Source organism: Clostridium sp. C2-6-12 (assembly GCF_009928485.1).
Taxonomy (GTDB): Bacteria; Bacillota; Clostridia; order Clostridiales; family Clostridiaceae; genus Clostridium.
In genome coordinates this window covers 45,451-70,108 of record NZ_JAABNP010000013.1, presented here as the reverse complement: position 1 = coordinate 70,108, position 24,658 = coordinate 45,451, and the positions used below count along the sequence as shown (strand labels likewise).

The 24,658-nt window shown below is 27.2% G+C and carries 25 protein-coding genes; 19 read left to right on the top strand and 6 right to left on the bottom strand.

What is annotated here, in order from left to right; genetic code table 11:
- The first annotated feature begins 26 nt into the window (after positions 1 to 26).
- Positions 27 to 800: a cobalt-precorrin-6A reductase gene (locus GXK56_RS12635; protein WP_160687981.1), complete on the top strand. Its 774-nt coding sequence runs from the start codon at positions 27 to 29 to the stop codon at positions 798 to 800.
- A 151-nt stretch (positions 801 to 951) separates the two neighbouring features.
- A complete protein-coding gene (locus GXK56_RS12630; protein ID WP_160687840.1) occupies positions 952 to 1,131 on the top strand; it encodes a transcriptional regulator in 180 nt (59 codons plus the stop codon).
- 177 nt (positions 1,132 to 1,308) lie between these two features.
- Here the strand turns inward: GXK56_RS12630 and GXK56_RS12625 are convergent, their stop codons facing one another.
- Entirely contained in the window at positions 1,309 to 1,905 is a 597-nt protein-coding gene (locus tag GXK56_RS12625) for a DUF1349 domain-containing protein (protein ID WP_160687838.1), read from the bottom strand.
- Between the two features lie 320 nt (positions 1,906 to 2,225).
- On the opposite strand from GXK56_RS12625, the gene GXK56_RS12620 reads away from it, so the two are divergent.
- From GXK56_RS12620 to GXK56_RS12550, 15 genes are all read left to right on the top strand, one after another.
- Positions 2,226 to 3,341, top strand: coding sequence for an SLC13 family permease (locus GXK56_RS12620; protein ID WP_160687836.1), 1,116 nt, complete (start codon positions 2,226 to 2,228; stop codon positions 3,339 to 3,341).
- A gap of 247 nt (positions 3,342 to 3,588) precedes the next feature.
- Entirely contained in the window at positions 3,589 to 4,326 is a 738-nt protein-coding gene (locus tag GXK56_RS28545) for a glucosaminidase domain-containing protein (RefSeq protein ID WP_279283103.1), read from the top strand.
- A 335-nt stretch (positions 4,327 to 4,661) separates the two neighbouring features.
- Positions 4,662 to 5,753, top strand: a complete 1,092-nt coding sequence (gene cobT / locus GXK56_RS12610; RefSeq protein ID WP_160687834.1) for a nicotinate-nucleotide--dimethylbenzimidazole phosphoribosyltransferase — start codon at positions 4,662 to 4,664, stop codon at positions 5,751 to 5,753.
- A gap of 206 nt (positions 5,754 to 5,959) precedes the next feature.
- Positions 5,960 to 6,817: a YitT family protein gene (locus GXK56_RS12605; RefSeq protein ID WP_160687833.1), complete on the top strand. Its 858-nt coding sequence runs from the start codon at positions 5,960 to 5,962 to the stop codon at positions 6,815 to 6,817.
- A gap of 194 nt (positions 6,818 to 7,011) precedes the next feature.
- Positions 7,012 to 7,542, top strand: a complete 531-nt coding sequence (locus tag GXK56_RS12600) for a cob(I)yrinic acid a,c-diamide adenosyltransferase (protein ID WP_160687831.1) — start codon at positions 7,012 to 7,014, stop codon at positions 7,540 to 7,542.
- Positions 7,543 to 7,569: 27 nt separating this feature from the next.
- Positions 7,570 to 8,109 (top strand): bifunctional adenosylcobinamide kinase/adenosylcobinamide-phosphate guanylyltransferase, encoded by a 540-nt coding sequence (locus GXK56_RS12595; protein ID WP_160687829.1) that lies wholly within the window; start codon positions 7,570 to 7,572, stop codon positions 8,107 to 8,109.
- Positions 8,106 to 8,864 carry an adenosylcobinamide-GDP ribazoletransferase gene (locus tag GXK56_RS12590; RefSeq protein WP_160687827.1) on the top strand — a complete coding sequence of 253 codons (759 nt, stop codon included), beginning with the start codon at positions 8,106 to 8,108 and terminating at the stop codon, positions 8,862 to 8,864. The genes GXK56_RS12595 and GXK56_RS12590 overlap by 4 nt, the downstream gene beginning before the upstream one ends.
- Positions 8,865 to 8,880: 16 nt before the next feature.
- The gene (locus GXK56_RS12585) at positions 8,881 to 9,255 is read left to right on the top strand and encodes a bifunctional adenosylcobinamide kinase/adenosylcobinamide-phosphate guanylyltransferase (RefSeq protein ID WP_160687825.1); all 375 of its coding nucleotides are present in this window, start codon (positions 8,881 to 8,883) and stop codon (positions 9,253 to 9,255) included.
- A gap of 56 nt (positions 9,256 to 9,311) precedes the next feature.
- Entirely contained in the window at positions 9,312 to 9,926 is a 615-nt protein-coding gene (locus GXK56_RS12580; protein ID WP_160687823.1) for a histidine phosphatase family protein, read from the top strand.
- Positions 9,923 to 10,873, top strand: a complete 951-nt coding sequence (cbiB, locus tag GXK56_RS12575; RefSeq protein ID WP_160687822.1) for an adenosylcobinamide-phosphate synthase CbiB — start codon at positions 9,923 to 9,925, stop codon at positions 10,871 to 10,873. The genes GXK56_RS12580 and cbiB overlap by 4 nt, the downstream gene beginning before the upstream one ends.
- A 74-nt stretch (positions 10,874 to 10,947) precedes the next feature.
- Positions 10,948 to 12,033, top strand: a complete 1,086-nt coding sequence (gene cobD / locus GXK56_RS12570; protein ID WP_160687820.1) for a threonine-phosphate decarboxylase CobD — start codon at positions 10,948 to 10,950, stop codon at positions 12,031 to 12,033.
- A 107-nt stretch (positions 12,034 to 12,140) separates the two neighbouring features.
- Positions 12,141 to 12,800 carry a diphthine--ammonia ligase gene (locus GXK56_RS12565; protein ID WP_160687818.1) on the top strand — a complete coding sequence of 220 codons (660 nt, stop codon included), beginning with the start codon at positions 12,141 to 12,143 and terminating at the stop codon, positions 12,798 to 12,800.
- 102 nt (positions 12,801 to 12,902) lie between these two features.
- The gene (locus GXK56_RS12560; protein WP_160687816.1) at positions 12,903 to 14,402 is read left to right on the top strand and encodes a cobyric acid synthase; all 1,500 of its coding nucleotides are present in this window, start codon (positions 12,903 to 12,905) and stop codon (positions 14,400 to 14,402) included.
- Positions 14,403 to 14,422: 20 nt separating this feature from the next.
- The gene (locus GXK56_RS12555) at positions 14,423 to 14,938 is read left to right on the top strand and encodes a hypothetical protein (RefSeq protein ID WP_160687814.1); all 516 of its coding nucleotides are present in this window, start codon (positions 14,423 to 14,425) and stop codon (positions 14,936 to 14,938) included.
- A gap of 36 nt (positions 14,939 to 14,974) precedes the next feature.
- Positions 14,975 to 15,484, top strand: coding sequence for a hypothetical protein (locus GXK56_RS12550; RefSeq protein ID WP_160687812.1), 510 nt, complete (start codon positions 14,975 to 14,977; stop codon positions 15,482 to 15,484).
- 42 nt (positions 15,485 to 15,526) lie between these two features.
- On the opposite strand, the gene GXK56_RS12545 is transcribed toward GXK56_RS12550, so the two are convergent.
- The 3 genes from GXK56_RS12545 to ytaF form a co-directional block, all read right to left on the bottom strand.
- A complete protein-coding gene (locus GXK56_RS12545) occupies positions 15,527 to 16,591 on the bottom strand; it encodes a response regulator (RefSeq protein ID WP_160687810.1) in 1,065 nt (354 codons plus the stop codon).
- Positions 16,584 to 17,654 carry an HD domain-containing phosphohydrolase gene (locus tag GXK56_RS12540; RefSeq protein WP_160687808.1) on the bottom strand — a complete coding sequence of 357 codons (1,071 nt, stop codon included), beginning with the start codon at positions 17,652 to 17,654 and terminating at the stop codon, positions 16,584 to 16,586. The genes GXK56_RS12545 and GXK56_RS12540 overlap by 8 nt, the downstream gene beginning before the upstream one ends.
- 364 nt (positions 17,655 to 18,018) lie before the next feature.
- Positions 18,019 to 18,645 carry a sporulation membrane protein YtaF gene (gene ytaF, locus GXK56_RS12535; RefSeq protein ID WP_160687806.1) on the bottom strand — a complete coding sequence of 209 codons (627 nt, stop codon included), beginning with the start codon at positions 18,643 to 18,645 and terminating at the stop codon, positions 18,019 to 18,021.
- 235 nt (positions 18,646 to 18,880) lie between these two features.
- Between ytaF and yidA the strand changes: the two genes are divergently transcribed.
- Complete coding sequence (gene yidA / locus GXK56_RS12530; RefSeq protein WP_160687804.1) at positions 18,881 to 19,687, top strand: sugar-phosphatase; 807 nt, start codon at positions 18,881 to 18,883, stop codon at positions 19,685 to 19,687.
- 205 nt (positions 19,688 to 19,892) lie between these two features.
- Positions 19,893 to 21,002, top strand: a complete 1,110-nt coding sequence (locus tag GXK56_RS12525) for an HD-GYP domain-containing protein (protein ID WP_160687802.1) — start codon at positions 19,893 to 19,895, stop codon at positions 21,000 to 21,002.
- 176 nt (positions 21,003 to 21,178) lie between these two features.
- Here the strand turns inward: GXK56_RS12525 and ade are convergent, their stop codons facing one another.
- Together ade and GXK56_RS12515 are read right to left on the bottom strand one after the other, a co-directional pair.
- Complete coding sequence (ade, locus tag GXK56_RS12520; RefSeq protein ID WP_160687800.1) at positions 21,179 to 22,948, bottom strand: adenine deaminase; 1,770 nt, start codon at positions 22,946 to 22,948, stop codon at positions 21,179 to 21,181.
- A 400-nt stretch (positions 22,949 to 23,348) separates the two neighbouring features.
- Positions 23,349 to 24,410, bottom strand: coding sequence for a lactonase family protein (locus tag GXK56_RS12515; protein ID WP_160687798.1), 1,062 nt, complete (start codon positions 24,408 to 24,410; stop codon positions 23,349 to 23,351).
- Positions 24,411 to 24,658 lie beyond the last annotated feature (248 nt).

Below are 24,658 nucleotides of genomic sequence, written 5' to 3'. Positions count from 1 at the left end.
TAAACTAATTTATGATTGGAGTAAATATGATTGGATTTATTTTGGGTACTTCAGAAGGAAAAAAGATATTAGAATTAATAAATAAATATACAAATGATATTGCGGTTACAACAGCTACAACATATGGTGGACAAATATTGAAAGAGTTCGACATAAAGGTGCTTAATACTAAACCTTTAAATGAAGAAGAAATGCTAAATTGGTTAATAGCAAATGAAATTAATGTTTTAGTTGATGCATCTCACCCTTATGCAGAGGAAGTTACCAAAATTGCTTTAAAATGTTCAAATACAATTGGAATACAGTATTTTAGGTTTGAAAGACCAGGAGTATTAGAAAATATAAATTTGGATAATATAATAAGAGTTAAAAATTATGATGAAGCAATTGAAGTCATAGAAGAAATTGATGGAAATGTATTAAATACTACGGGTGGAAATAATGTTTCAAAATTCTTGAACTTAGATTTTAAATATAGAGTTATACATAGAATACTTCCATTACCTAAGGTATTAAATAAAATTGTTGAAGCAGGAATAAGTATTAAAGATATTATAGCTATGCAGGGGCCAATAACATATGAACTTGAAAAAGCTTTTATATATCAATATGATGCAAAGGCAATTTTAACTAAGGACAGTGGTATTGAAGGTGGAACTTTAGAAAAATATAAAGCAGTAACAGATGCTGAAATTAAACTTATTTTAATTGAAAGACCGAATTTTAATGGAACTTTTGTGTTTACAAGTGAAGAAGAATTAGTTGAACATTTGGTAAAAGAATGCTGTTTAAATAAATGATAATGTAAATTTGTTTTTAGAAAATGGAATTTGCAGATTTAAAACTATAAATCTAAAAAGATAATATATTTTCTTTAATAATAATTATTGATTAAATAAAAATAATATATTATAATTTCAATATGATTAATTTAAAAAGGGAGTTGTTATAATGAGCGTTAAGGAAAAAGTATTAGAAGTAATGAAGGAAGCTGGTAAACCAGTTAGTGCAGGAGAAGTAGAAAAATTATCAGGTTTAGATCGTAAAGAAATAGATAATGCATTTAAAGAATTAAAAAAGGAAAATGCAATTATATCTCCAGTTCGTTGCAAATGGGAACCAGCAAACTAATAAGATAAATATTTCTGAAATTGAGTATAGATAATTGTAATTGAAAAGATGTGTGAATTTATAGAAACTAAAAATCAAGAGAATTATATGCTAATTCTCTTGATTTTTTTATGAAGTTATAATATAAAAACTAAAGTTATGTTATAAAAAGTTAAGTATAAGATCAATATTTATTGATTAAGAAGACTTGTGTTCATTCCATAAACATTCAGATATTTTTATTTCAGAAAATATAGCATTGAAAGAAGAGTTGGAAGGACTACAAGCATATATTCCTAAATTTATTTCATTATCAGCTTGAAATAAATGAAAAATTCTCATTTGCTTATAATTTTGGCCATCATATGAATTTTCAATGCAAAAGTCGTTATTTCTACGACTTAGTCTATAATACATTGATTTAATATTTCCGCTTATATCAGTAGTTGCCCAATCTGAAAATCCATTGTTAGTAACAACACTTCCTAATCTTTGATATTCATCATTTTCATATTCGATTGAAGCCTTAAACCAATTGTCGCTGTTTTGATAAATGATTACTCCACATTGGTCAAATTGTTTTTTACTATCAAAATTGGTTTTGACTGTAAATGAAAAGTATTTTTCGTCAGTTTTAATTAATAAAGCAGGTGCATTATCATTCCTAAAACCGTAATAAGTTCTTTGCCATAAGTCTGTGTTTGGTTCTGTAGTTATTGTAATGACATCAGCTTTAAGTTCGTATTTTTGTGGTTTAAAAATCCAAAAAGTTTTTTTGAAATCAAAAATAAACATGGGAATACCTCCATTATAAAATAATTAATATAGTTTTACACAGTACTATTTTAAGTAAGAAATTAAAATTATTGTTAATATGTAAATAGTATAACATAAGTAGAACTAACTAATAAGCAATTTGAAAAAATTGTATGAACATCTAAATAAATTAATTTTATAAGGAAAGCAAGATAGTATAAAATGTTTATTAGAAGAAAATGATTTTCTAAACGTAAAAACTTATTAGATGTGATATAATTGGATTTGTTTTTTAGTTTTAATACAAAATTATATTGTTAAGCAGAGTAAAAAAATTGACTTGGAGGATGGCTTTTAAAATGAAAATAAAACAATTTTGGAATAATACTGTAATAATTTTAAAAACAGAAATGGTTTTTACTATTTCACTATTTTTGGCTTTAACTACTTCAATAATAACTAGGCCTAAATTGGAATATATTGATTTTCAGGTATTAATATTATTGATTAATCTTATGATAGTAATATGTGCTTTTGAAAAATTAAAATTATTAGATAAAATAGCAATTAAAATATTAGCTAAAAATAAAAGTTTAAGGGGAATTTCCTTTGTTTTAGTGGGCTTATGCTTTATATTTTCTATGTTCATAACAAATGATGTGGCATTAATAACCTTTGTGCCTCTTACTCTAATTGTTGCTAATAAGGCGGAGTTTGATCCTATAAAGATAATAATATTAGAAACCTTAGCCGCCAATATTGGAAGTAGTCTTACTCCAATGGGTAATCCTCAAAATTTATATTTATATTCTTTTTTTAATATAGAAGCAATAACATTTTTTAAAGCTACTATTTATTTTGTGTTAATTGGTGTGTTGTGGCTAGTAATGTTAAATTATAGAGTTTCTAATGAAACCTTGAAAGTTGATTTAGATAAAATAATAATTAAAAATAAGAATAGTGTAATTATTTTTTGCTGCTTATTTTTGATTATATTACTATCGGTTTTTCATTTATTTGATTATAGAATTGCATTTGCAATAACAATTTTTGTGAGCTTTTTTATTGAAAGAGAGATTTTTAAGCAATTAGATTACATATTACTACTTACTTTTGTATTCTTTTTTGTTGCAATTGGAAATTTATCCAGTATGGACTTTATAAACAATATTATGAGCAGTCTTTTGAAAAGTAGTACAAGTGTATATTTTTCGGCGATATTTTTTAGTCAATTTATAAGTAATGTTCCTAGTGCTATTTTATTATCTCAATTTACAGGGGCATGGAGAGAAGTATTGCTTGGTGTAAACATTGGGGGAATGGGGACAATTATTGCATCATTGGCAAGTTTAATTTCATATAAATTATATGCTAAGGAATACGATGGAAAAAAATATCTTTTTAAATTTATAAAATACAATTTTTGCAGTTTGGTAATTTTTACGACAATATTTTATGTGTTTTTAAAAGTATAAAGTCTGAATGCTATTTATTGGAGTCTATTCCAATGTAGAAATAATATTATCTTGAAAAAGAGAAACCTGATTAGAGTAATGCCAAAAAGGTTTCTCTTAATTTTTATATTAATATGGTCATAACTTGAAATTTTATGTTATATTTAAGGAAAAGGAAATTGCAGATAACTGTAATAATTAGTAGAAACTATAATGTGATTTATTAATTAAAAGGTATTTTAATATTTAGAGGAGTTATTTTATATCAATGAAAAAGAAAAAAAAGAAGAGTTTTGGTAAATTCATTATGGCTATTGTGGCAGCAATTTTTGCAGTGCTAATTGCCATAGAAATTAATGTGATTAATAATGTAAAATATAAGGATATTAATTTGGAACAGCTTAATACTAAGCAATATATACAAATAGCGGATAAAGTTAGTGATGGGAGGCTTCAAATTAATTGGCAGTATATGGCTGCCATTGATGGAGTTAGATACGGAAATGATTTTTCCAAAGCTACTGATGAAAGTATAACTGCATTAGCTAATATGTTTTTAGAAAAAAATAGTACAAGTACAAAACTTAGAGATAATGAGTATAAACTTGTAGACTTAGATACGGTTATTAGTAAATTTGATTTTGATAAAGAAAAAAGGGATAAGGTTTATCATTACATAGACAATTTAAAATTTACAGGAACACAAAAGAATAGTTTAAATAATAGTTCAAAACAGGAGTTTGTTAAGGGACTATATTCTCAGGCAACAGATATATATAATAAATATGGAGTTCTTCCATCTATTACGATTTCCCAGGCAATATTAGAAAGTGGTTGGGGAAAATCTGAACTAAGTACAAAAGCAAATAATTTATTTGGTATAAAGGCAGATAACAGTTGGAAGGGCAAAAAAGTAAAAATGGATACTTCAGAATATTATAATAAGAAAATCACAGATTATTTTAGGGTATATTCAAGTAATGAAGAATCTGTAAAAGATTATTGAGAATTTCTTAAAAATAATAAGAGGTATAGAGAAAGTGGAGTTTTTAAGGCTACTCAGTATATAGAACAAGCTAATGCAATAGAAAAATCGGGATATAGTACTGTCCAAAATGATAAAGGCGAAAATATATATGCGGAACTTTTAACAGAAATTATTCAAGAACAAAATCTTCAACTTTTAGATTTTGAATGCGAGATGAATTTTTTTAATAGTAAATAAATATAATTCATAATAACTTATAAATACGTAACAATATATTTTAAAATCAAATAGTTATAAGTTGACTCTTGATTTTTAATTTATAACTCTTAATGGAGTCTAATTTGGGGGTAACAATGAAGGATAACTTAAAACAATTAAATGAAATTATATACGGAATAAAAGATGTAGATAAGGAAACAATAAAAAAAGCGGAAAATAGAATGACTTCACTTGCAAAGCCATTAAAAAGTTTGGGAAAATTAGAAGAAATATCAATAAAACTTTCTGGAATTACAGGAAAGGTTAAGAACAATATCAATAAAAAAATGGTAATAATAATGTGCTCAGATAATGGAGTTATTGAAGAAGGAGTTGCATCAGCTCCCCAGTCTGTAACTTTAGCTCAAACTATTAATTTTACAAAAGGATTAACTGGGGTTGCAGTTCTTGCAAAAGCTAATAGCACAGAACTTATGGTTGTTGATGTTGGCATTAACTGTGATTTTAAGCATGAAAAAGTAATTAATAGAAAGATAAGAAAGTCTACCAATAACATAGCAAAAGGACCTGCAATGAGCTATGATGAAGCAATACAAGCAATAATGACTGGAATTGAAGCTGTTAAAAATGCGAAAAATATGCAGTTTCAAATCCTTGGTGTAGGAGAAATGGGAATAGGAAATACATCAACAAGCAGTGCAGTATTATCAAGTTTAACTGATGTAAAAGTGGAGGATGTAGTAGGTCGAGGTGGCGGAATTACGGATGAAACTTTTGCATGGAAGAAAGAAGTAATAAAGAAGGCCATAGAAATAAATAAGCCAGATAAAAAAGATCCTATTGAAGTGATTTCTAAAGTTGGTGGCTTTGATATAGCAGCAATGACAGGTGTGTTCTTGGGAGCTGCATATTATCAAATTCCAGTTGTTATTGATGGATTTATATCAGCAGTAGCAGCACTCCTTGCGTTTAGATTAAATTCAAAAACAAGAGATTACATGTTTACATCTCATGATTCAAGGGAATTAGGCTTCAAAGTTGCATTGGAAGAACTTAAACTTAGTCCAATATTAAATTTGGATATGGCTCTTGGTGAAGGTAGTGGATGTCCACTTGCATTTTCAATAATAGATTCAGCCTGTGCTGTTATGAATAACATGGCAACCTTTGAAGAAGCTGAAATAAATGATAGTTATTTAGATGAACTTAAAAAAGTGAGCAAATAATATTAGTGAGCCTGTTTTTGAAATATGACAATTTTGGTAAGGTATGCTATAATAATAATGATATGTTTATATGTTTTTAAATTTTTTAAAGCAAAAGATGTATGAAATAACAAAATTACAGGTATTAACAGTTATTAATTTACGCTTTATTATTTAGAAATATTACCTCTTATAAGGCATATTAATAATATTTAAGGAGTGATGACATGAAACATAAACATAACCATATTTTTACTACTTTAAGCAGAGTTGTTTTTATAATGATTGGAGCTGCTTTAGTGTCAATTGGACTTGAAATATTTTTATTACCTAACAATGTTATTGATGGTGGAATTACAGGGATATCGATTATAGCAAGCCATTTAACTGGTATAAGTTTAGGAATATTCATAGTATTACTAAACTTGCCATTTGTAATTATAGGATATAAACAAATAGGAAAAACCTTTGCACTTTCAACAATATTTGCAGTAATATGTTTTGCAACAGGAGTAAGTATACTTCACCCGGTTCCAGGAATAACACAGGATATACTGCTTGCAACTATATTTGGTGGAATTATAATGGGTGCAGGAGTAGGTTTAATTATAAGAAATGGTGGTTCCTTAGATGGAACAGAAATTACCGCTATCATATTAGAAAAAAGATCACCATTTTCTGTTGGTGAAATAGTTATGTTTTTTAATTTTTTCATATTAGGAAGTTCTGGCTTTATATTTGGATGGGATAGAGCTATGTATTCATTGATAGCATATTTTATTGCTTTTAAAACAATAGATATTACTGTTGAAGGACTTAATGAGTTAAAGGCAGTGATTATTGTATCGGATAAAAATAAAGATATTTCAGAAGCTATAATGGCAAGGCTTGGAAGAGGAATTACAATATTAGATGGAAAAGGTGGCTATACTGGAAATAAAACAAATGTTATATATGTTGTGCTATCAAGGCTAGAAATAACTAAGTTAAAGGATATTGTTAATGGATTTGATGAGGAAGCATTAATTACAATATCAAGTGTAGAGGGAAAAGGGAAAAGGTATAAAAAGAAAGCAATTCATTAATTAGTGAACTGAATTTCAATAATAATTACGGTATGTCGCCTTTTAAAGTTACTAAGTTAGATTATCTAATTTGGTATTAAAAGGGACATATTTTTAATTTTCAATATTATTATAGTTATATTAATATAAAATATAGCTGAGTATAATTAAATAAAAATATTTGATTTTATTATGGAATTAGGAGGGAAACACATATGGAACTAGGACTTATACATATATATTGTGGAGATGGTAAAGGAAAAACTACAGCAGCAATGGGACTTGGAATTCGTGCAGCAGGAAGGAATAAAAAAGTTCTATTGACTCAATTTCTAAAGGATAATGAGACAGGAGAATTAAATTCTATTGATAAGCTTGGAGAAAATTTTGAAATTTATAAAGGAACTCCAGTAAAAAAGTTTTTTAAATTTATGAGTGAGGAAGAACAAATAGAAACTAAAAAGGAGCATGAGGATAGATTTAGGAAGGTCATAAAAAAAGCTATAGAAGAAAAAGTTGATTTATTAATATTGGATGAAATAATTGCTTCAACTAATTTAGGGTTAATACCATTAGATGAAATAGTAGAATTTCTTAAAAAGAAGCCAGTTGGATTAGAAGTTGTTTTAACGGGTAGAAATCCAAATCAGAAACTGATTGAACTTGCAGACTACGTATCTGAAATCAAAGCTGTGAAACATCCTTATGAAAGAGGAATAAATTCTCGAATTGGGATAGAAAAGTAAGGGATTTAAGTAGGGTAGATTAATATTATGAAATATTTAATTATAGGTGGATCAAAAAGCGGTAAATCTGAAATAGGTGAGAAAATATCTTTAGTTTTATCCAAAGAAAAAGTTATATATATAGCAACTATGAAGCCTTACGATAAAGAAGATAAGGAGCGCATAAAAAAGCATATCCAAAGGAGACAGGGGTTAAATTATGAAACCTTTGAAATTGAAAGAGATCTTCATAAAATAGTTAATAGTATAAGTGAAGAAGATACTGTATTAATTGATAGTATTACATCGCTTCTAACTAATGAAATGTTTTGTAATGAGAAAATTATTAAAAATCCGTCACTTAATATATTATATGGATTGGAAAAGATTTTATTTAAAGCGAAGAACACTTTGGTTGTAAGTGATTATATATTTAACGATGCCATAGAATATGATGAAATAACAAAGAATTATCAAAGAGAATTAGCAAGAGTAAATAGAAGATTAGCTGAAATTTGTGATAATGTAATTGAATGTAGCTTTGGCAATGTTAAGTACTATAAAGACAGGGGAGAAAATATTATATGAACGAATTATATAAGGGATTCATAATGTCATTAAGCATGTTTACTATAATTCCAACACCTTATGTTGAATGGGATGATGAAGGTGCTAAAAATATGATGAAATTTTATCCAGTCATTGGTTTAATTGTTGGAACTATATGGAGTCTAGCATATTATTTTATGAAATTTTTTAATACTTCAATAGTTTTAAAAAGTGCAGTAATTATGATAGTTCCTTTTATAATTACAGGGATGCTTCATTTAGATGGTTTTATGGACGTTTGCGATGCAATTTTATCAAGAAGGGATAGGGAAGAAAAGCTAAGAATATTGAAGGATTCAACAATAGGAGCTTTTGCTGTAATAGCATTATTGATATTATTCTTTATGCAATTTGGAGGAATATATTCAATTGTAGAAAAAAATATGCCTTTTTATACATTAGTTTTAATTCCAGTAGTAAGTAGAAGCATAGTTGCATATTTCCTTTTAAGTAGAAAAACAATAAAAGAAAGTACACTTGGAACTTACTTTAAAAAAGGTACTAATATTAAAGATATATTAATTATGGTATTTTCATTATTATTTGCTGCAGGAGTTTCATTTTTATTGTTGAAAATATATGGTTTAATATTGGTTTTTTTAATCATATTTGCAGTTACACTTGCAGTAGAAAAATGCAAAAAGGAATTTGGAGGAATATCAGGAGATGTTGCAGGTTTTGCACTGGTTTTAGGAGAGGTGACTGGAGTATTAGTTTTAGGTATAATAATATAAATTTGAGGTGAAATAAGTGGTCTTGATTTTTGGGGGAGCTTATAATGGCAAATTAGATTTTGTAAAAGAAAAGTATAATTTAGATGATGAAGATATATTTTTTTGTAAAAACGAAAATTTAAAGCTTAATAAAAAGGTTTTAAGTGGATTGCACATATTTACTAAAGCATGTGTTATAAATAATGTTAATTCTTTAGAAATTTTAGAAAAGAATATACACATTATAAAAGATAAAATAATAATTTGTGATGAAATAAATTCAGGAATTGTTCCAATTGATAAGTTAGATAGAGAATGGAGAGAAGAAACAGGTCGAGTGTTACAATTGTTAACTAAAAATGCGGATACAGTTTATAGAATATTTTTTGGCTTAGAAGAAAAATTAAAATAGATAGCTGTGAGTAGTTTGGATAGATTTAATTAAAAATATGTTATTAGGAGTAATTTATGAATGATGAAATTAAGTTATATTTAATAAGGCATGGAAAAACTTACTGCAATGAAAAGAATCTATATTGCGGAAAAAGTGATGTTGAGCTAACTGAAAATGGGATATGCGAGTTAAAAGAAATTCTAAAAAAGATTAAATATCCAAAGTGTGATTTTTATTTTACAAGTGGAGCTAAAAGAGCAAATGAAACTTTGGAGATTCTTTGCCCAGAAACCAGGTATACTAAATTAGATAAGTTTTTTGAATATAACTTTGGTGATTTTGAATTAAAGTCATATGAAGAATTAAAAGTAATTAAAGAATATATAACTTGGATTGAGGATGAAGAAGAAAAAGTAAAATGTCCAAATGGAGAAAGTAAAGGCGAATTTAGAAGAAGAATTGTAGAAGGATTTAATGAGCTTATAGAATATTGTATAGAAAATCATATAAAAACAGCTTTAGGAGTTACACACGGAGGCACTATTGGAATGATACTAGAAATGCTCTATGATAATAATAAGAAGTTTTATGAATGGCAGCCTAAAAATGGAGAGGGTTATGAATTAACTATAAAAATAAATGATAATAACAGATATAAAATAGAAAAAGTAGTTGGGAGCAATAGATGATTGAATTAATAATAGGTTATATATTAGATATGGTAATAGGAGACCCTAATAATCCATTACATCCAGTTAGAGGAATCGGATATGTTGCAAGTAAATTTGAAATTATATTTAGACGTCTTTTAAAAAAGAATTTAAAATTAGCTGGTTTTGTAGTATGGGCATTGACAGTAGGGTTAACATTTATAATTACTTTTGAAATTATCAAAGAAGCACGATTTATTAATATTTATTTTGGAACTATTTTAGAAGGAGTTTTAATATATTTTTGTATATCTTCAAAAGGATTAGTAGTTGAAGGATATAAGGTAATTAAATTTTTGTTAAAAGAAGACTTAGAAGAAGCACGGAAACAGTTATCATTTATTGTTGGACGAGATACGGGGAGTTTAAGCAAAGAAGGTGTAGTAAGGGCTGTTATTGAAACAATAGCAGAAAATATGGCAGATGGTATTATAGCTCCACTTTTTTATGCAGGAATATTTGGAGCACCTTTGGCTTTTGCATATAAAGCAGTTAATACCTTAGACTCTATGTTTGGATATAAGAATGAAAAATATATAGAATTTGGATATTTTCCTGCTAAATTAGATGATGTTTTTAATTATATTCCTGCTAGAATAACTGGATTATTAATTATAATTTCGTCTTTAATACTAGGGTATGATTATAAAAATAGTTTTAAGGTATATAAAAGAGATAGATATAATCATACAAGCCCTAATAGCGCTCATCCTGAAGCAGCAATGGCAGGAGCACTTGGTATAAGGCTTGGAGGAGCTAATTACTATTTTGGAAAACTAGTAGAGAAACCAACAATTGGAGACTCGGCTAAGGAAATTGAAATAAGTGATGTTAAGAAAACAGCAAAAGTTCTTTATTTAGCTTCTTTTATTGGTGTATTAATTACATTGGGAATTAGAGAATTGCTAATAATTTTAATTGGATGAGTAAAATTAAGTATTTAGTTTAAACCATCATAACTTAATACTAAATTACTTTGTGATTAATGGAGGTGATAAGGATGGCAAGTTTAGGCCATGGAGGAAATGCTAAAGAAATAAGTAGAAGTAATAATATGGATTATGATAAAATAATTGATTTTTCTGCTAATATAAATCCTTTAGGAATGCCAGAAAGTGTTAAGAAAGCAATTGTAGAAAACTTAAGTGAAGCAGAAAAATATCCCGATATAACTTATTATGAATTAAAGTCTGCAATAAGCGAATTTGAAGATGTTACTTCTAATAATATAATATTAGGAAATGGAGCAGCGGAAGTATTATTTAATGTGGTTAGAGGAATTAATCCAAGAAAGTCTCTTGTACTTGCACCTACTTTTTCTGAATATGAAGAAGCAGTAAAAGCAATAAATGGGGATATTATTTATTATTACCTAAATGAAGAAAGTCAGTTTCATATTAAAGAAGATATTTTAAATTATATTAAAGAGGATTTAAATTTACTTTTTATATGCAATCCTAATAATCCAACAGGAGTTATAACTAAACGAGAATTATTAATTAAGGTTTTAAAGAAAGCTGAAGAATATAATGTGTTTGTGGTAATTGATGAATCCTTTCTAGACTTTATTAATGAGGATTTATCTATGATTATGTACATAAGTGAATTTCAAAATCTAATTGTAATAAAATCCTTAACTAAGTTTTTTGCACTACCAGGTATAAGGATTGGATATGGTATAAGTGGAAACATCCAATTGATGAAAAAAGTTGAAAGCATATCTCCAGCTTGGAATATAAATATTTTTGCAGAAATTGCTACAAAAGCGGGACTAAAAGACGAGAATTATATTAGAAATTCTATTAAGTACATATCTGATGAAAAAGATTATTTGTATAGAGAATTAAGTAAGATTAATGAATTAAGAGTATATGAGCCTAGTGTAAATTTTATTTTACTTAAAACTTTGACTAAAATAAATTTAAAGGAAGAACTGCTAAAATATGATATTTTAATAAGAAGCTGTAGTAATTATAATGGATTCACCAATAATTATTATAGGGTTGCAGTAAGAAGTCATGAAGAAAATTCTATATTAATAAAGAGTTTAGTAGACATATTTGAACAAAATCATAATAAAGAGTAATATAATAAGAGAAAGTTTATATGTTATTTATATTTATATGGTAAAATGTAAAATACATAATTATATAAATAATATATTGAATAATAAAGAAATAAAGGAAGTCAAAAATGAATAAAGAGAAAGTTGTAATATCGTTTAGTGGTGGCAAAGATAGTATGTTGTCTTTGTATAGAATGTTGAAAAAAGGATATGAAGTAATTGGATTATTAGTAACTTTTGATGATGATAATGCTTCGTGCTTTCATAAGATACCAAAAGAAATATTAAATGAAGTTTCTAAAAAGATAGACATTCCAATGTTTGAAGTGGATTGTTCAGGAAAATCTTATGAAGAAGAATTTGAGAAGACATTAATTAAAGCAAAAGAAAAAGGTGCTGATATTTGTGTGTTTGGAGATATAGATATAGAGCATCATAAAAAGTGGTGTTTAGATAGATGCAAGGCTGCTGAAATTAAAGGTATGTTTCCTTTATGGCAAGAAAACAGAGAAGGTCTTACAAATGAATTTATAGAATATGGATTTAAAGCTGTAATTAAAAAGGTTAATTTAAATTTCTTGGGTGAAGAATTTTTAGGTAAAGAGCTAGAAAAGGATGTTATCAATGAAATCAAAAATTTAGGATGCGATCCAAGTGGTGAAAATGGAGAATACCATACTCTAGTATTTGATGGACCTATTTTTAAAGAGCAAGTTAAATTTAAAAAGATTAGTAAAGAGATTTCTGGAGATTTTGGATATTTGACAATTGATAGTTCAAATATGTAATATAAATATTAATATTTAAGGATTTATTGTGACAACATACATAATACTTTAATTTTATTCACACAATTGGACATCGAAATTAAAGGTGATAGGAGGATAAAAATGAAAAAGAAGAGCATAATGTTTTTGGGGACAGCGTCTTCTGTTGGAAAAAGCACTTTAGTGACAGCTTTATGCAGATATCTAAAAAAACAAGGATTAAGTGTAGCTCCTTTTAAAGCTTTGAACATTTCATTAAATTCATATGTTACAAAAGATGGTTTAGAAATGGGGCGAGCACAAGTAGTTCAAGCTGAGGCTTGTGAAATAGAACCAGAAGCATTAATGAATCCTATATTACTTAAGCCAAGCGGAAATTATACTCAAGTAATAGTAAATGGGAAAGTTCATTGTAATATAGAACCTTACCAATATAAAGAATTGAACAAAGAGCTAAAAGCTAAAGTTAATAAATCTTACGATAAGTTAAGTAAAAAATATGAAGTGATTGTTTTAGAGGGTTCAGGAAGTTGTGCAGAAATTAATTTAAAAGATAGTGATATTTCAAATATGTATATGGCTGAGGCTTCTGAATCACCTGTTATTTTAGTTTCTGATATTGATAGGGGAGGAGTATTTGCATCTATTGTAGGAACACTTGCATTACTGTCTGAAGAGGAAAAAAGCAGAGTTAAAGGAGTAATTATAAATAAGTTTAGAGGTAATATAGATTTATTTAAACCTGCAATAAAACAATTAGAGGAAATTATTAATATACCTGTTTTAGGAGTTATGCCCTATGAAAAATTTGATATTGAAGATGAAGATAGTGTAACTGAAAGAATTAAAAATGAAAAAATAGAAGGAAGTTTGGATATTGCTGTAATAAGGCTGCCACATATGTCTAATTTTACTGATTTTAACATATTAGAAAGAGCAAAAGGGGTAAATGTAAGATATGTTACTGAACCTGAGGAATTAAAAAATCCTAATTTGATAATAATTCCTGGTACCAAAAGTACTATTGAAGATTTAAGAACTATAAAAGAAAATAAATTATATGACAAAATAAAAGAATTAAAGGAAAGTGGAGTTTTAATATTTGGAATATGTGGTGGTTATCAAATGCTTGGAACTTTAGTTCTGGATAAACTAGGAGTGGAAGGGCACATATCTCAAGAAGAAGGTTTTGGTTTTTTGGACATAAAAACAAGATTTAATGAGAGAAAAATTACGAAACAAACGAATGCTGAGATTTTATGTGATTTAAAAACAGTAAAGTCTATAAAAGGTAATACTATAAATGGTTATGAAATACACAATGGTATTAGTAAAGTAGGGAAAAAGTCGATTCCTTTTATAAAGGATAATGATGGAAATATTGTAGGGGTATGTGATGAAAATAAAATGGTTGCAGGAACCTATCTTCATGGTCTGTTTGATTCAGAAGAATTTATAAATTTATTTATAAGAGCTTTAAAGGAAAATAATAATATGACTATATCAGAAGATGCAATCATAGAAAAAGTAAATGAGTATAAAACTAATGAATATGATAAATTGGCCAAGAGCTTTGAAGAAAATATAGATATAAAGAAACTAATGGAAATAATTAATATTTAATAATTAGGGGTGGGATCTAAATGCTTACAGCTTCAGAAGAAAGATTATTGAAGTATATAGAAGATTGCGCAAGAAAAAATGTTGAGGGAAAAAGTTTTTATAAGATGACAGATATATTAGAACATGCTTTTTGGATATCAGAAGAAAAAGCCTATGAAGTATTAAAAAATATTATTTCCAGAAAAGATATTGGTAATTCTAAGAATGAAGTTATAAATGAGTATATTGATATGTTAAAAAAAGGATATGGTTCGATTCAAGAGCAAGTAGAGGTTTTTGGAGGGGATAAATATTCAAGTGTAGTATATACTGCAGAAAAAAGATTGAAAAAATATGGAGGTGGATCATTTTATGATGTCCTTAGAGAAGTTTATAAAGTTTCAGAAGAGGATATTCCAGAGCTAGTTGAAAAATACTTAACTTTTTTACATTCTGCATCCTTTGTATTTAGATTGGAAAAGGATACCTTTCATAAATTTTTACAATCTGATTTAGATGAATTAAATAAGCAATTTGAAAGATATGTTAAATTGTAATAAATTAGTAGAGAGTACATAAGGAGAGAAGTTATTATGGCATTGAGCAATCAGGAACTATTAGAATATATTGAAAAGCGTGCAAAGTACAATGTTAAAGATAAACAATTTTTTAGGAATACAGATATACTAAAAGAAGCATTTTTAGTATCAGAAGAAAGAGCATATGAAATTTTAAAAGATATTATGCTTAGAAAGAACATTAAAAATACTAAAGAAGCTATTATAAATGAATATTTATCTATGTTAGGAAATGGATATGCTTCATTAAAAGAACAATTGGAATTGTTTGGTGGGCATAAGCTTACTGCTATAAAAAAGGAAGCAGAAAGAAGATTAAAGAACTTTGATAAAGGATCAATTATAGATATTTTTAGTAAAGTGTATAATGTGGATGAAGAGGAAATTTCAGATCTTCTCATAAAATATATGAGCTTTATAAAAGCTACAGATTTTTCTTTTAAAGTAAATGAATCAACTTTTAATAAATTTTTAGAGGATAATTTTGAAGAAATAGATAAACAAGCTAAAAGATATGGTTTTTAGTAACAAGAATCCCAAAGACTTATAAAGTTTTTGGGATTTTTGTTAAGAATTTCTGTGCATATATAAGCTGTTTTTAAAATTTTTAATTTCGTTACTTGCATTATCATAATCGAAAATATTTATAAACGATTTGGTTTTTTCAATAGATGCCATTTCATATTGAGATAAATCATAATGAAGTAAATGATCTAAAGATTCATTGATTGCATCTAAATCAAAATTATCAATTGATTCTAAAGCGAAATTCGCTAAAGCATTTAAATCTTCAATAGTATAATTTTTATTTTTTTCTTTAATAACTAAATGTTCTTCAGGAAGAACTGATTTTATATTATTTAATAATTCATCATAAGAAGCAAGAAGAAAATCAACATTTTTTAAAATAAAGGAAAGATTATTATTTGTACCTGCAATTTCATGACGTTTTGATAACTGAGCTAGTTTATCATGACCGATTAAGTTTGCTACAGTTTTTAGCGCATGAACTTCAATTGTATAATTTGTAATGTCTTCTTTTAATGCATAATCCTTTATTAATTTAATTTTATTTTTACCATCATTATATGCAACTGAAAGCAAAGAAAGGTAATTATCTATAATCCCGCCACAATTTTGAATAGCCTTTTTTGTATCTACATCTTTTATTAATATTTCTCCTAATCCGCTTTCTTTATTATTAAATAATTTTGTTTCTATAATATATTTTCTTGGTAAATAAGTTCGAAGAAAATCATTTAATTTGAAAGTATTTATTGGTTTTTCTAAAAAATCATTAAAGCCATTTTTTATATATACAGAGTAGATATTGGGAGCTATGCTGGCTGATAAAGCAATAATAATAACATCTCTATAATAATCATCCTTCATTTTTCGAATTCTTTTAGTTGTTTCAATTCCATCCATTTCTGGCATTAAGTGATCCATAAATATAATGTCGTATCTATTAGCATTAAGTAAAGCTATACATTCTTTGCCACTTTTTGCAGTAGTTACATCCACACCATAAGATTTCATTAAGTTTTCTTCAATTTTTAGTGTTACAATACTATCATCTACTATTAATACTTTTGCTTTTTGATCAGTAAGAGGTTTATTATTTTCATTCATTTTCAATAATCTCCACCTTTTGTTTATATATTTCTGATATAACACTAAACTTATCGCTTATGGATTTAAATGTATCTACAATACAAGGTTCAAAATGAGTTCCAGAACCGCTTAAAATTATTTCAACAGCTTTTATGTGTGAATATGGCTTTTTATAGGGGCGTTCAGAAGTTAGAGCATCATAAACGTCAGCTAAAGCCATAATTCTTGCACAAAGAGGAATATTATATTTTGAAAGACCTGATGGATATCCAGTACCATCCCATTTTTCATGGTGACAAAGGGCCATATCCCTAGCTACGTATAAAAAATTTTCATTAGCAGTAGCATCGATTACTTTTTGAAGAGCCATACCTCCAAGAGTTGTATGCTGTTTCATGTAATCGCGTTCATTTTCATCAAAACTGCCTCTCTTAAAAAGAATTCCATCAGAAATTCCTATTTTACCTATATCATGAAGTGGAGCAGAACGTATAATGTCATGAATATATTCTTCTGTTAATTTCTCAGAATATACTCCTGCTTCTTTCATAGCATAAACTAAAATCTCAAGATATTTAGCAGTTCTTTTTATATGGCCACCAGTTTCTCCATCTCGGCATTCAACTAATTCAGCAAGACCAACAACCATACTATCTTGAAGATTTTCTATAGTTTCAGTTTTTTCACGTACAAGAAATTCGAGATTTTTTCTATAATTTGAAAGTTCTAAATGGGTTTTTATTCTACTTAACATTAATTCGGGAACAAATGGTTTTCCAATGAAATCTATAGCTCCAAGCTTTAAGCATTTTAATTCACTTTCAATATCGTTTAAAGCAGTTAAAAAGATTATTGGTATATTTTTCAATCTATCCATAGATTTAATGGTTTTGAAAATTTCATATCCATTTACTTCTGGCATTTTAATATCTAGTAATATTAAATCTGGTATATTTTTTGATAAAAATTTCATGGTTTGCATAGCAGAAGTTAGTAAAGTAACTTTATAATGTGGTTTTAATGCTTGCTCTGCAAATTTTAAATTTGTTACATTATCATCGACAACTAAAATATGTTCCACTAATCTATCCCCCTCATTAAAATGACATACATTCCCTTTAAATATTAAAATAAATTATTATGTTAATTTTTTATAAACAAAATTGCTATTAAAAGATTTAAAAAGTTGAATTTTGGTATAATAATTTTAAATGTTAATAATATCCTATTAATATTTTAACAGAAAGATAGAATTAAGTAAAAGATAATGTAATTTAAAAAATAAAATCAATAATTTCTTATAATTTGTAATAAAGAAATTATTGACTATATATTATTTTCTTATTACATACTTTGTAGTTTTGAATTTGAAAAATTAATAATCTATCATAAATTATATGAGGAAATTGTGCATCTACATCTAGGTAAAATTTTATGGAAGTAATTTATTTTATAATTCTAAGTATGGCTAGTAGGATTAGAAGGAAGCCAGAAAGCCATGATAACTCAAAAGGAAGTTTTTGAGCAAATTTTCGGCCAATCAATACTCCCAGTGATACACAAAGAACTCCTATAATAAAACATAATATTAATACTTCAAAATAGTTAATACTACATAAGCTGGAACCAAATCCAACTGCAAGACTGTCTAATGATAATGCTATGGCCAAATAAAAAGACTCTTTAATATTTAAGCATTTAGAATTATCAAAATCAGCTATAATTTCATTTGCATACACTTGTAAAACAAATTGAAAATCGAAAAGTTTAAAAGTTAATGGTTTATCTGATTTGGAATATTTAGAAATGTATGCTTTAAAGATACACTCAAACAATCTATATATTCCGATTATCATTAAAAGGAAAAATCCTAAAAACATAGGAATTCTACCTGGAAGGATGCTTTTAAAAATTGATCCCATGAATAATGAGCAGGCAAAGGTAATGGTACAGACTAAATTTATTATTATTACAGATAATGGAGGTATTCGGATTTTCGAGGTACCATAAGCGATGCTTGCAACAAAGGAATCTATACATATTGAAGCAACTAATAAAAGAGACTCAAGCATAAATATAACCTCATAAGTTTTAGATATGATTCATAATATGAATAAAAACTACTATTAGTTACAAATTTAGATGATTTAGAGTATTTTATATAAAAAGTAATTGGGTTAAATTTAAATTATATTGCATATTCCACTATTAAGTTAAAAATAATTTTATATGATAATTAGTGATATTAAGTATATAAATTTCATGATATAATTTAAAGAAGCACAATTGAACAAATGGAGGAATAATATGTATAAATTAATTGCATTAGATATGGATGGAACGTTATTAACGTCAGATAAAAAGGTATCTGAAAAAACTGAAGCAGCAATTAAGGCGGCTGAAGCAAAAGGAGTAAAAATAGTATTAGCATCAGGAAGACCACTGATTGGAATAAAGAGATATTTAGAGGAACTTGAACTTACAAAAGGTGAAGATTATGTTTTAAGCTTTAATGGGGGATTAGTCCAAAATACTAATACAGCAGAAATTGTGTCTAAGGTTTCTTTAAAAGGAGCGGATTTAAAATATATATATGAAATAAGTAAAGAACTTAATATTAATATTCATGCCTTTTCAGCTAAGGAAGGGTTAATTACTCCTAAAAACAGTCAATACACAGAGCATGAAGCTGAAATTAATGGTATTGATATTAATATAAAGGATTTTAATGAAGTTGATGATGAAGAAGATATTATAAAGGTAATGATGATAGATCCACAAGAAATATTGGATCCAGCTATAGAAAAATTACCAAAGGAAGTTTATGAAAAATACAGTGTATTTAAAAGTTCACCATTTTTCTTAGAATTTACTCATAAGGAAGTTGATAAGGGACTTGGCCTCAAAAGACTTGGAGAATATCTTGGAATCAAAAAGGAAGAAATAATTGCATGTGGAGATGCAGGAAATGATTTGTCTATGATTAAATATGCAGGTTTAGGAGTAGCAATGGATAATGCAACTAAAGAAATTAAAGAAGCAGCTGATTATATAACTGCTTCAAATGATGAAGATGGTATTGCTAAAGTAATAGAAAAATTCATTTTAGTTTAAATTTTACAATTATATCTTAGTAAATTAAAGTAATTTAAGGCATTACCGATAATAAAATAGTTGGAGAATGCAAAAATTTACAAGTATGCAAAAAGAAAAGGTTAAAGGCAAAAAGTAACAATTGGTATTCAAGACTTCGGTTATAACATAAATGTATATTAAAGCTATAGGAGCTGATAGCAAAGTTTAGGGGGAATATAGGCTAATGAGATTGGTTCCAATTGAAAATGTAAGACCTAATACAGTACTTGGGAAAACATTATATGATGTTGATGGACGTATTTTACTTAGAGCCGGGGTAGTTTTAAGAGAAAGTACAATAGCAAAAATAAAACAGATAAATATTTTATCAATATATATAGTGGATAAATATAGTAATGATGAAATTGAGGATATTATAAAACCAGAATTAAGACAAAAAGCAATTATAACTATTAAAGAAGCTTTTTCTAATATAGGAAGGCTTAATAAGGGCAAACCTGAAAAAAATGGTGAAGCTGATTACTCATGGCAGGAACAAAGCTATTTTTATAATATAGGAAAAATGGCAGTAAGTTTAATTGACGATATATTAAATCGCAAAGATGTAATGCTTGCTTTAGTTGATATAAGAAGTATGAATAACTATATGTTTTCTCACTCAGTAAATGTGGCAGTAATAGCCCTAACAATAGGAATAGCTTTTAAATTTCCTAAGAAAAAATTAGAGGCCTTATGCATAGGAGCATTAATTCATGATATTGGAAAATCTTTATTACCAAAAGATATTTTGGATAGAGAAGGATATTTGAATGAAGAAGAAAAAGATATACTAAAGCAGCATCCTAGGATTGGATATAAGTATTTATCTAGTACTTATAACATTAATAGTTTAAGTAAGTTAGTAGTACTTCAACATCATGAATGCATTAATGGAAGTGGTTATCCAGATGGATTGTCTAGAGATAATATTCTTGATTTAAGTAATATTGTTAGTATAGCCGATACATATGATAATTTATCTACAGATTTGCCAGATAAGAGGGCAATGTTTCCAAGCGATGTCCTAGAATATTTAATGTCAAACGCTGGTACCAAGTTTGATTATAATATTGTTAATACTTTTTGTAGGATTGTAATTCCATATCCTCAGGGAACTATAGTAGAAATAAGCACAGGAGATACTGCAATTGTAGAAGAAACAACACCAGGATTTCCATTAAGACCAAAGTTAAAAGTAATAGACAGTCCAAGAGTAACTAGAATTGGTGAAAAAGTTGATTTAATTAAGGAAATATCCATAGTTATTACTAGGGTAAAGTACGATTTAAATTAAAGGCATATAACTTTTTGGTATATTTTAAGTTAAAATCGAGTAAAAAAATAGTTTTTAGTAAAAGAGAGTGTAATAAAACAATCAAAAATTTGATAGTTCTATTACGCTCTCTTTTATTATGATAAAGCATTTAAATGATTGATTTAATAAAAATAAAATTTTGTTTAAATTTTATTTTATTCTAATATATCTATAAATTTAAAGTTAACAACATCAAATAGTCCTTTATCTGTAATTTTAATTTCAGGTATCACTGGCAGGGACAAAAAGGATAGTGTTAAAAAAGGATTAAAATCAATTTGAGGAGCAATTATTTTAACTGCAGAATGAAGTTTTTCTAAGTCTCCTTGGATTTCAGTATATTTCCTGTGTGTCATAAGGCCACCAATTTCAAGCTGAATATGAGCAAGAACCGTTTCGTCCTTTACAACAATAATACCACCATGAAATTTTTCTAATTCTTTAGCTGCAAAAAGCATATCTTTGTCATTAGTTCCAGCTAGAATTAAATTGTGAGAATCGTGAGCAATTGTAGTTCCAATTGCACCTTCTTTAATCCCTAATCCTTTTAAGATTCCAAGACCTATGTTTCCGGTAGCCTTATGTCTTTCAACAACAGAAATTTTAATTAAATCATCCTTAGGAGAACATTTGAAATATTCATCTTTACCACTTATTAGTGTATCAATATCAGATACATTGACTTTTAAATGCACACTTTCTAATTTATTTGGAATTATTTCTATTACATTTAATTTTGATGAAATCTTATTTGAAATGTGAATTTTAAAACTATCTTCATTCAAAGCTGGAAGATTTATTGTATTAACAGCTGAAGATTTTAAGTTTGAAACATTTACTAAATCATCATTTGAGTTTACGAGTATTCCATTTTCAACAACAAGTATTCCTTCTTTGTATACTCTAAATATATTAAAGTCTTCTAAATTATCTAATAAAATAAAGTCAGCTATATAGCCAGGAGCAATTGCGCCTTTATTGTTAATTTTGTATAAAGTAGCTGGGTTAATTGTAGCCATCTGAATAGCTGTTTCAGGCTTTAATCCATTATTAAAAGCATAGACTATTGAACTGTTAATTGAGCCGGTATTTATCATGTCATCTATATGCTTATCATCAGTGCAGAAACAAAACCTTGAGCTATTTTCTTCAGTAACTGCAGGTAACAGTTCCTTAAGATTTTTGGCTACACTACCTTCTCTAATCAATACATACATACCACGTTTAACTTTTTCTAATGCTTCGTCTGCATTATTACATTCATGATCTGTTAGGATATTAGCAGCTCTATATACGTTTGTCATCATAGGTGTAAGACCAGCACCATGTCCATCAATGACTTTATTGCTCTTAATAGCATCATAGAGTTTATTTATCATATTATCTTCACAATTTGAGACAGCTGGAAAATCCATTACTTCAGCTAACCCTAAAATTTTATCATTTTTATAAAAATCATATAAATCCTTAGCAAGGAGAGTAGCACCTGAATTTTCAAAACTAGTACCTGGAACACAGGATGGTAGCATAAAATAGGTATCAAAAGGCAAGCCTTTAGAAGAATTGAGCATTAATTCTATCCCATCAGTTCCCATTACATTTGCAATTTCATGAGGATCAGCGATAGCTGAAGTAACTCCATTTAATAAGGCGGCTTTATAATATTCAGCAGGAGTTACAAGACTGGATTCAATATGGCAATGAGAGTCTATAAGTCCCGGACATATATACTTATTTGTTCCATCTATAATTTCTGTTCCATCATAATCACCAATTCCAACAATATATCCGTCTTTGATACCAATACTGTCAACAAAACTACTTTTATTAAAAACATCAATTATTGTTATATTTCTAATTACTAAGTCGCAGTCTATAGTTTTGTTAGAAGCTTTTACATGATTTATTAACTTTTTCTTATCCACAATAAGTCCTCCTTTTGTCTAAAACTAGTATTATGTTTATATTTAAGATTTATTTTTACCCTATTGTAGCAAATGTTATTATGGCATTAAATTTTTATGCTTTACACTTCTTTTATATGTGAAAAGTTCCGTATTGCAGCATAGCTGCTCTTGCTATAGGTGTTTATTTTTTCTATTATATTTAAGTTAAACAACAATGTCAAAGTAAAAAAGGTTTACACTAAAAAATAATATAATTTTTACTGAAAATAATTTAAAATATATGTAAAATGTATATGAGTTTTGTAAGTAAAACGAAAAAATTGTATATATTTAAGGTTATACTGCTAAAAGTATTAAAAAAGGCTGAACAATAAGATTAATTAACTTAATGTTTCAGCCTTTGTTTTATTTAGAATTATTATGCAAATTCAATACAAATAGGAGTTGGAATATTTTCTTCCTTAATTAATTTTAATATTCCTGTTGTTTGATTGATAGAGAATATTGTAATGGTGTTAGAGTTTTCATTTGCGCAAAGCAAGAAGTTACCTGTAGGATCAATTTGAAAATCTCTAGGTGAATCCCCCATACATGAAAGGGTGTTAATGTGTTCTAAGGTTCCGTCCTTAGAACTAATGTAAAATAAACTTAAAGAATTATTTCCCCTATCTGAAGTATAGAGAAATTTATTATTTTTGTGAATACGTATAGCTGCACCAGATTTCTTACCTTTATATTCTATCGGTAAGCTGCTTAATACTTGAATATTCTTAAAAGGAGTTTTTGATTTAGAATCATACTTAAAAACAAAAATTTCAGAAGTCAATTCACTTATAACATAATAAAAAGGCTTATTGATAGAATATGTTATATGTCTTGGTCCTGTTCCTGGTGGGAAAGAATAACTCATATCATTTAATTGAATCAGCTCATTATTGTTATTTAAAGTAGAAACAATCATTTTATCTATTCCTAGATCAATTGACAAAATGTATTTTTCATCAGCTGTAAGTATAGAACAATGGATATGAGGTTTTTCTTGCCTTGTTTTATTTATACTAGAACCTTTATGGCTTCCAGCAATTGGTGAATTTAATATTAATCCATCTAAAGTACTATAAATAAGCATTTTATTTTCATGATAATTTGAAGTAATAGCTTTTTGTTTATTATTGCTTAAGCTTACGTGACAAGGTTGTTTTTCTTCTAAAAGGATGGAATTTATTAAATATAATTGATCTTTTTCTTGCCAATACTTAAAAGATGACAAGCCAGATTTTTCTCCAATTTTACAACTTGAATAAAGTATATGTTTTTCTTTATCAATAGATAAATATGTAGGATTTTCAATTTCATAACCTAGACATTGTTTCTCAATGCTACCAGTAACTGTGTTGAAATTTATGCGATAAATCCCCTTACTATTATTTTTTGTATAGGTTCCGACAAAACCAATTAATATATTAGATTTTAAAACCATTATACATGCCCCCTTTTTATAAATGTATATTTATAAGTATAGCATAATTGTGATTATAATAGTTGTTAAGACTATTCGGGAGTAATGAATAAATTTAATTATTTGAATGTTTAGAATAAAAATATAAAAAGTTTAATAATTATGCATGCAAATTAATGTTAAAAAAATATTCTAAGGTACTAAATTTTTAGAAATAGTTAATTGGATATTTTAGGATATGACATATTATTTACCATAAAATATGAAAT

Excerpts from the sequence above, each read along its gene's own strand:
- GXK56_RS12635 (WP_160687981.1), top strand. The coding sequence starts at position 27 with ATGATTGGATTTATTTTGGGTACTTCAGAAGGAAAAAAGATATTAGAA.
- GXK56_RS12630 (WP_160687840.1), top strand. The coding sequence starts at position 952 with ATGAGCGTTAAGGAAAAAGTATTAGAAGTAATGAAGGAAGCTGGTAAA.
- GXK56_RS12625 (WP_160687838.1), bottom strand. The coding sequence starts at position 1,905 with ATGTTTATTTTTGATTTCAAAAAAACTTTTTGGATTTTTAAACCACAA.
- GXK56_RS12620 (WP_160687836.1), top strand. The coding sequence starts at position 2,226 with ATGAAAATAAAACAATTTTGGAATAATACTGTAATAATTTTAAAAACA.
- GXK56_RS28545 (WP_279283103.1), top strand. The coding sequence starts at position 3,589 with ATGAAAAAGAAAAAAAAGAAGAGTTTTGGTAAATTCATTATGGCTATT.
- cobT (WP_160687834.1), top strand. The coding sequence starts at position 4,662 with ATGAAGGATAACTTAAAACAATTAAATGAAATTATATACGGAATAAAA.
- GXK56_RS12605 (WP_160687833.1), top strand. The coding sequence starts at position 5,960 with ATGAAACATAAACATAACCATATTTTTACTACTTTAAGCAGAGTTGTT.
- GXK56_RS12600 (WP_160687831.1), top strand. The coding sequence starts at position 7,012 with ATGGAACTAGGACTTATACATATATATTGTGGAGATGGTAAAGGAAAA.
- GXK56_RS12595 (WP_160687829.1), top strand. The coding sequence starts at position 7,570 with ATGAAATATTTAATTATAGGTGGATCAAAAAGCGGTAAATCTGAAATA.
- GXK56_RS12590 (WP_160687827.1), top strand. The coding sequence starts at position 8,106 with ATGAACGAATTATATAAGGGATTCATAATGTCATTAAGCATGTTTACT.
- GXK56_RS12580 (WP_160687823.1), top strand. The coding sequence starts at position 9,312 with ATGAATGATGAAATTAAGTTATATTTAATAAGGCATGGAAAAACTTAC.
- cbiB (WP_160687822.1), top strand. The coding sequence starts at position 9,923 with ATGATTGAATTAATAATAGGTTATATATTAGATATGGTAATAGGAGAC.
- cobD (WP_160687820.1), top strand. The coding sequence starts at position 10,948 with ATGGCAAGTTTAGGCCATGGAGGAAATGCTAAAGAAATAAGTAGAAGT.
- GXK56_RS12565 (WP_160687818.1), top strand. The coding sequence starts at position 12,141 with ATGAATAAAGAGAAAGTTGTAATATCGTTTAGTGGTGGCAAAGATAGT.
- GXK56_RS12560 (WP_160687816.1), top strand. The coding sequence starts at position 12,903 with ATGAAAAAGAAGAGCATAATGTTTTTGGGGACAGCGTCTTCTGTTGGA.
- GXK56_RS12555 (WP_160687814.1), top strand. The coding sequence starts at position 14,423 with ATGCTTACAGCTTCAGAAGAAAGATTATTGAAGTATATAGAAGATTGC.
- GXK56_RS12550 (WP_160687812.1), top strand. The coding sequence starts at position 14,975 with ATGGCATTGAGCAATCAGGAACTATTAGAATATATTGAAAAGCGTGCA.
- GXK56_RS12545 (WP_160687810.1), bottom strand. The coding sequence starts at position 16,591 with ATGAATGAAAATAATAAACCTCTTACTGATCAAAAAGCAAAAGTATTA.
- ytaF (WP_160687806.1), bottom strand. The coding sequence starts at position 18,645 with ATGCTTGAGTCTCTTTTATTAGTTGCTTCAATATGTATAGATTCCTTT.
- yidA (WP_160687804.1), top strand. The coding sequence starts at position 18,881 with ATGTATAAATTAATTGCATTAGATATGGATGGAACGTTATTAACGTCA.
- GXK56_RS12525 (WP_160687802.1), top strand. The coding sequence starts at position 19,893 with ATGAGATTGGTTCCAATTGAAAATGTAAGACCTAATACAGTACTTGGG.
- GXK56_RS12515 (WP_160687798.1), bottom strand. The coding sequence starts at position 24,410 with ATGGTTTTAAAATCTAATATATTAATTGGTTTTGTCGGAACCTATACA.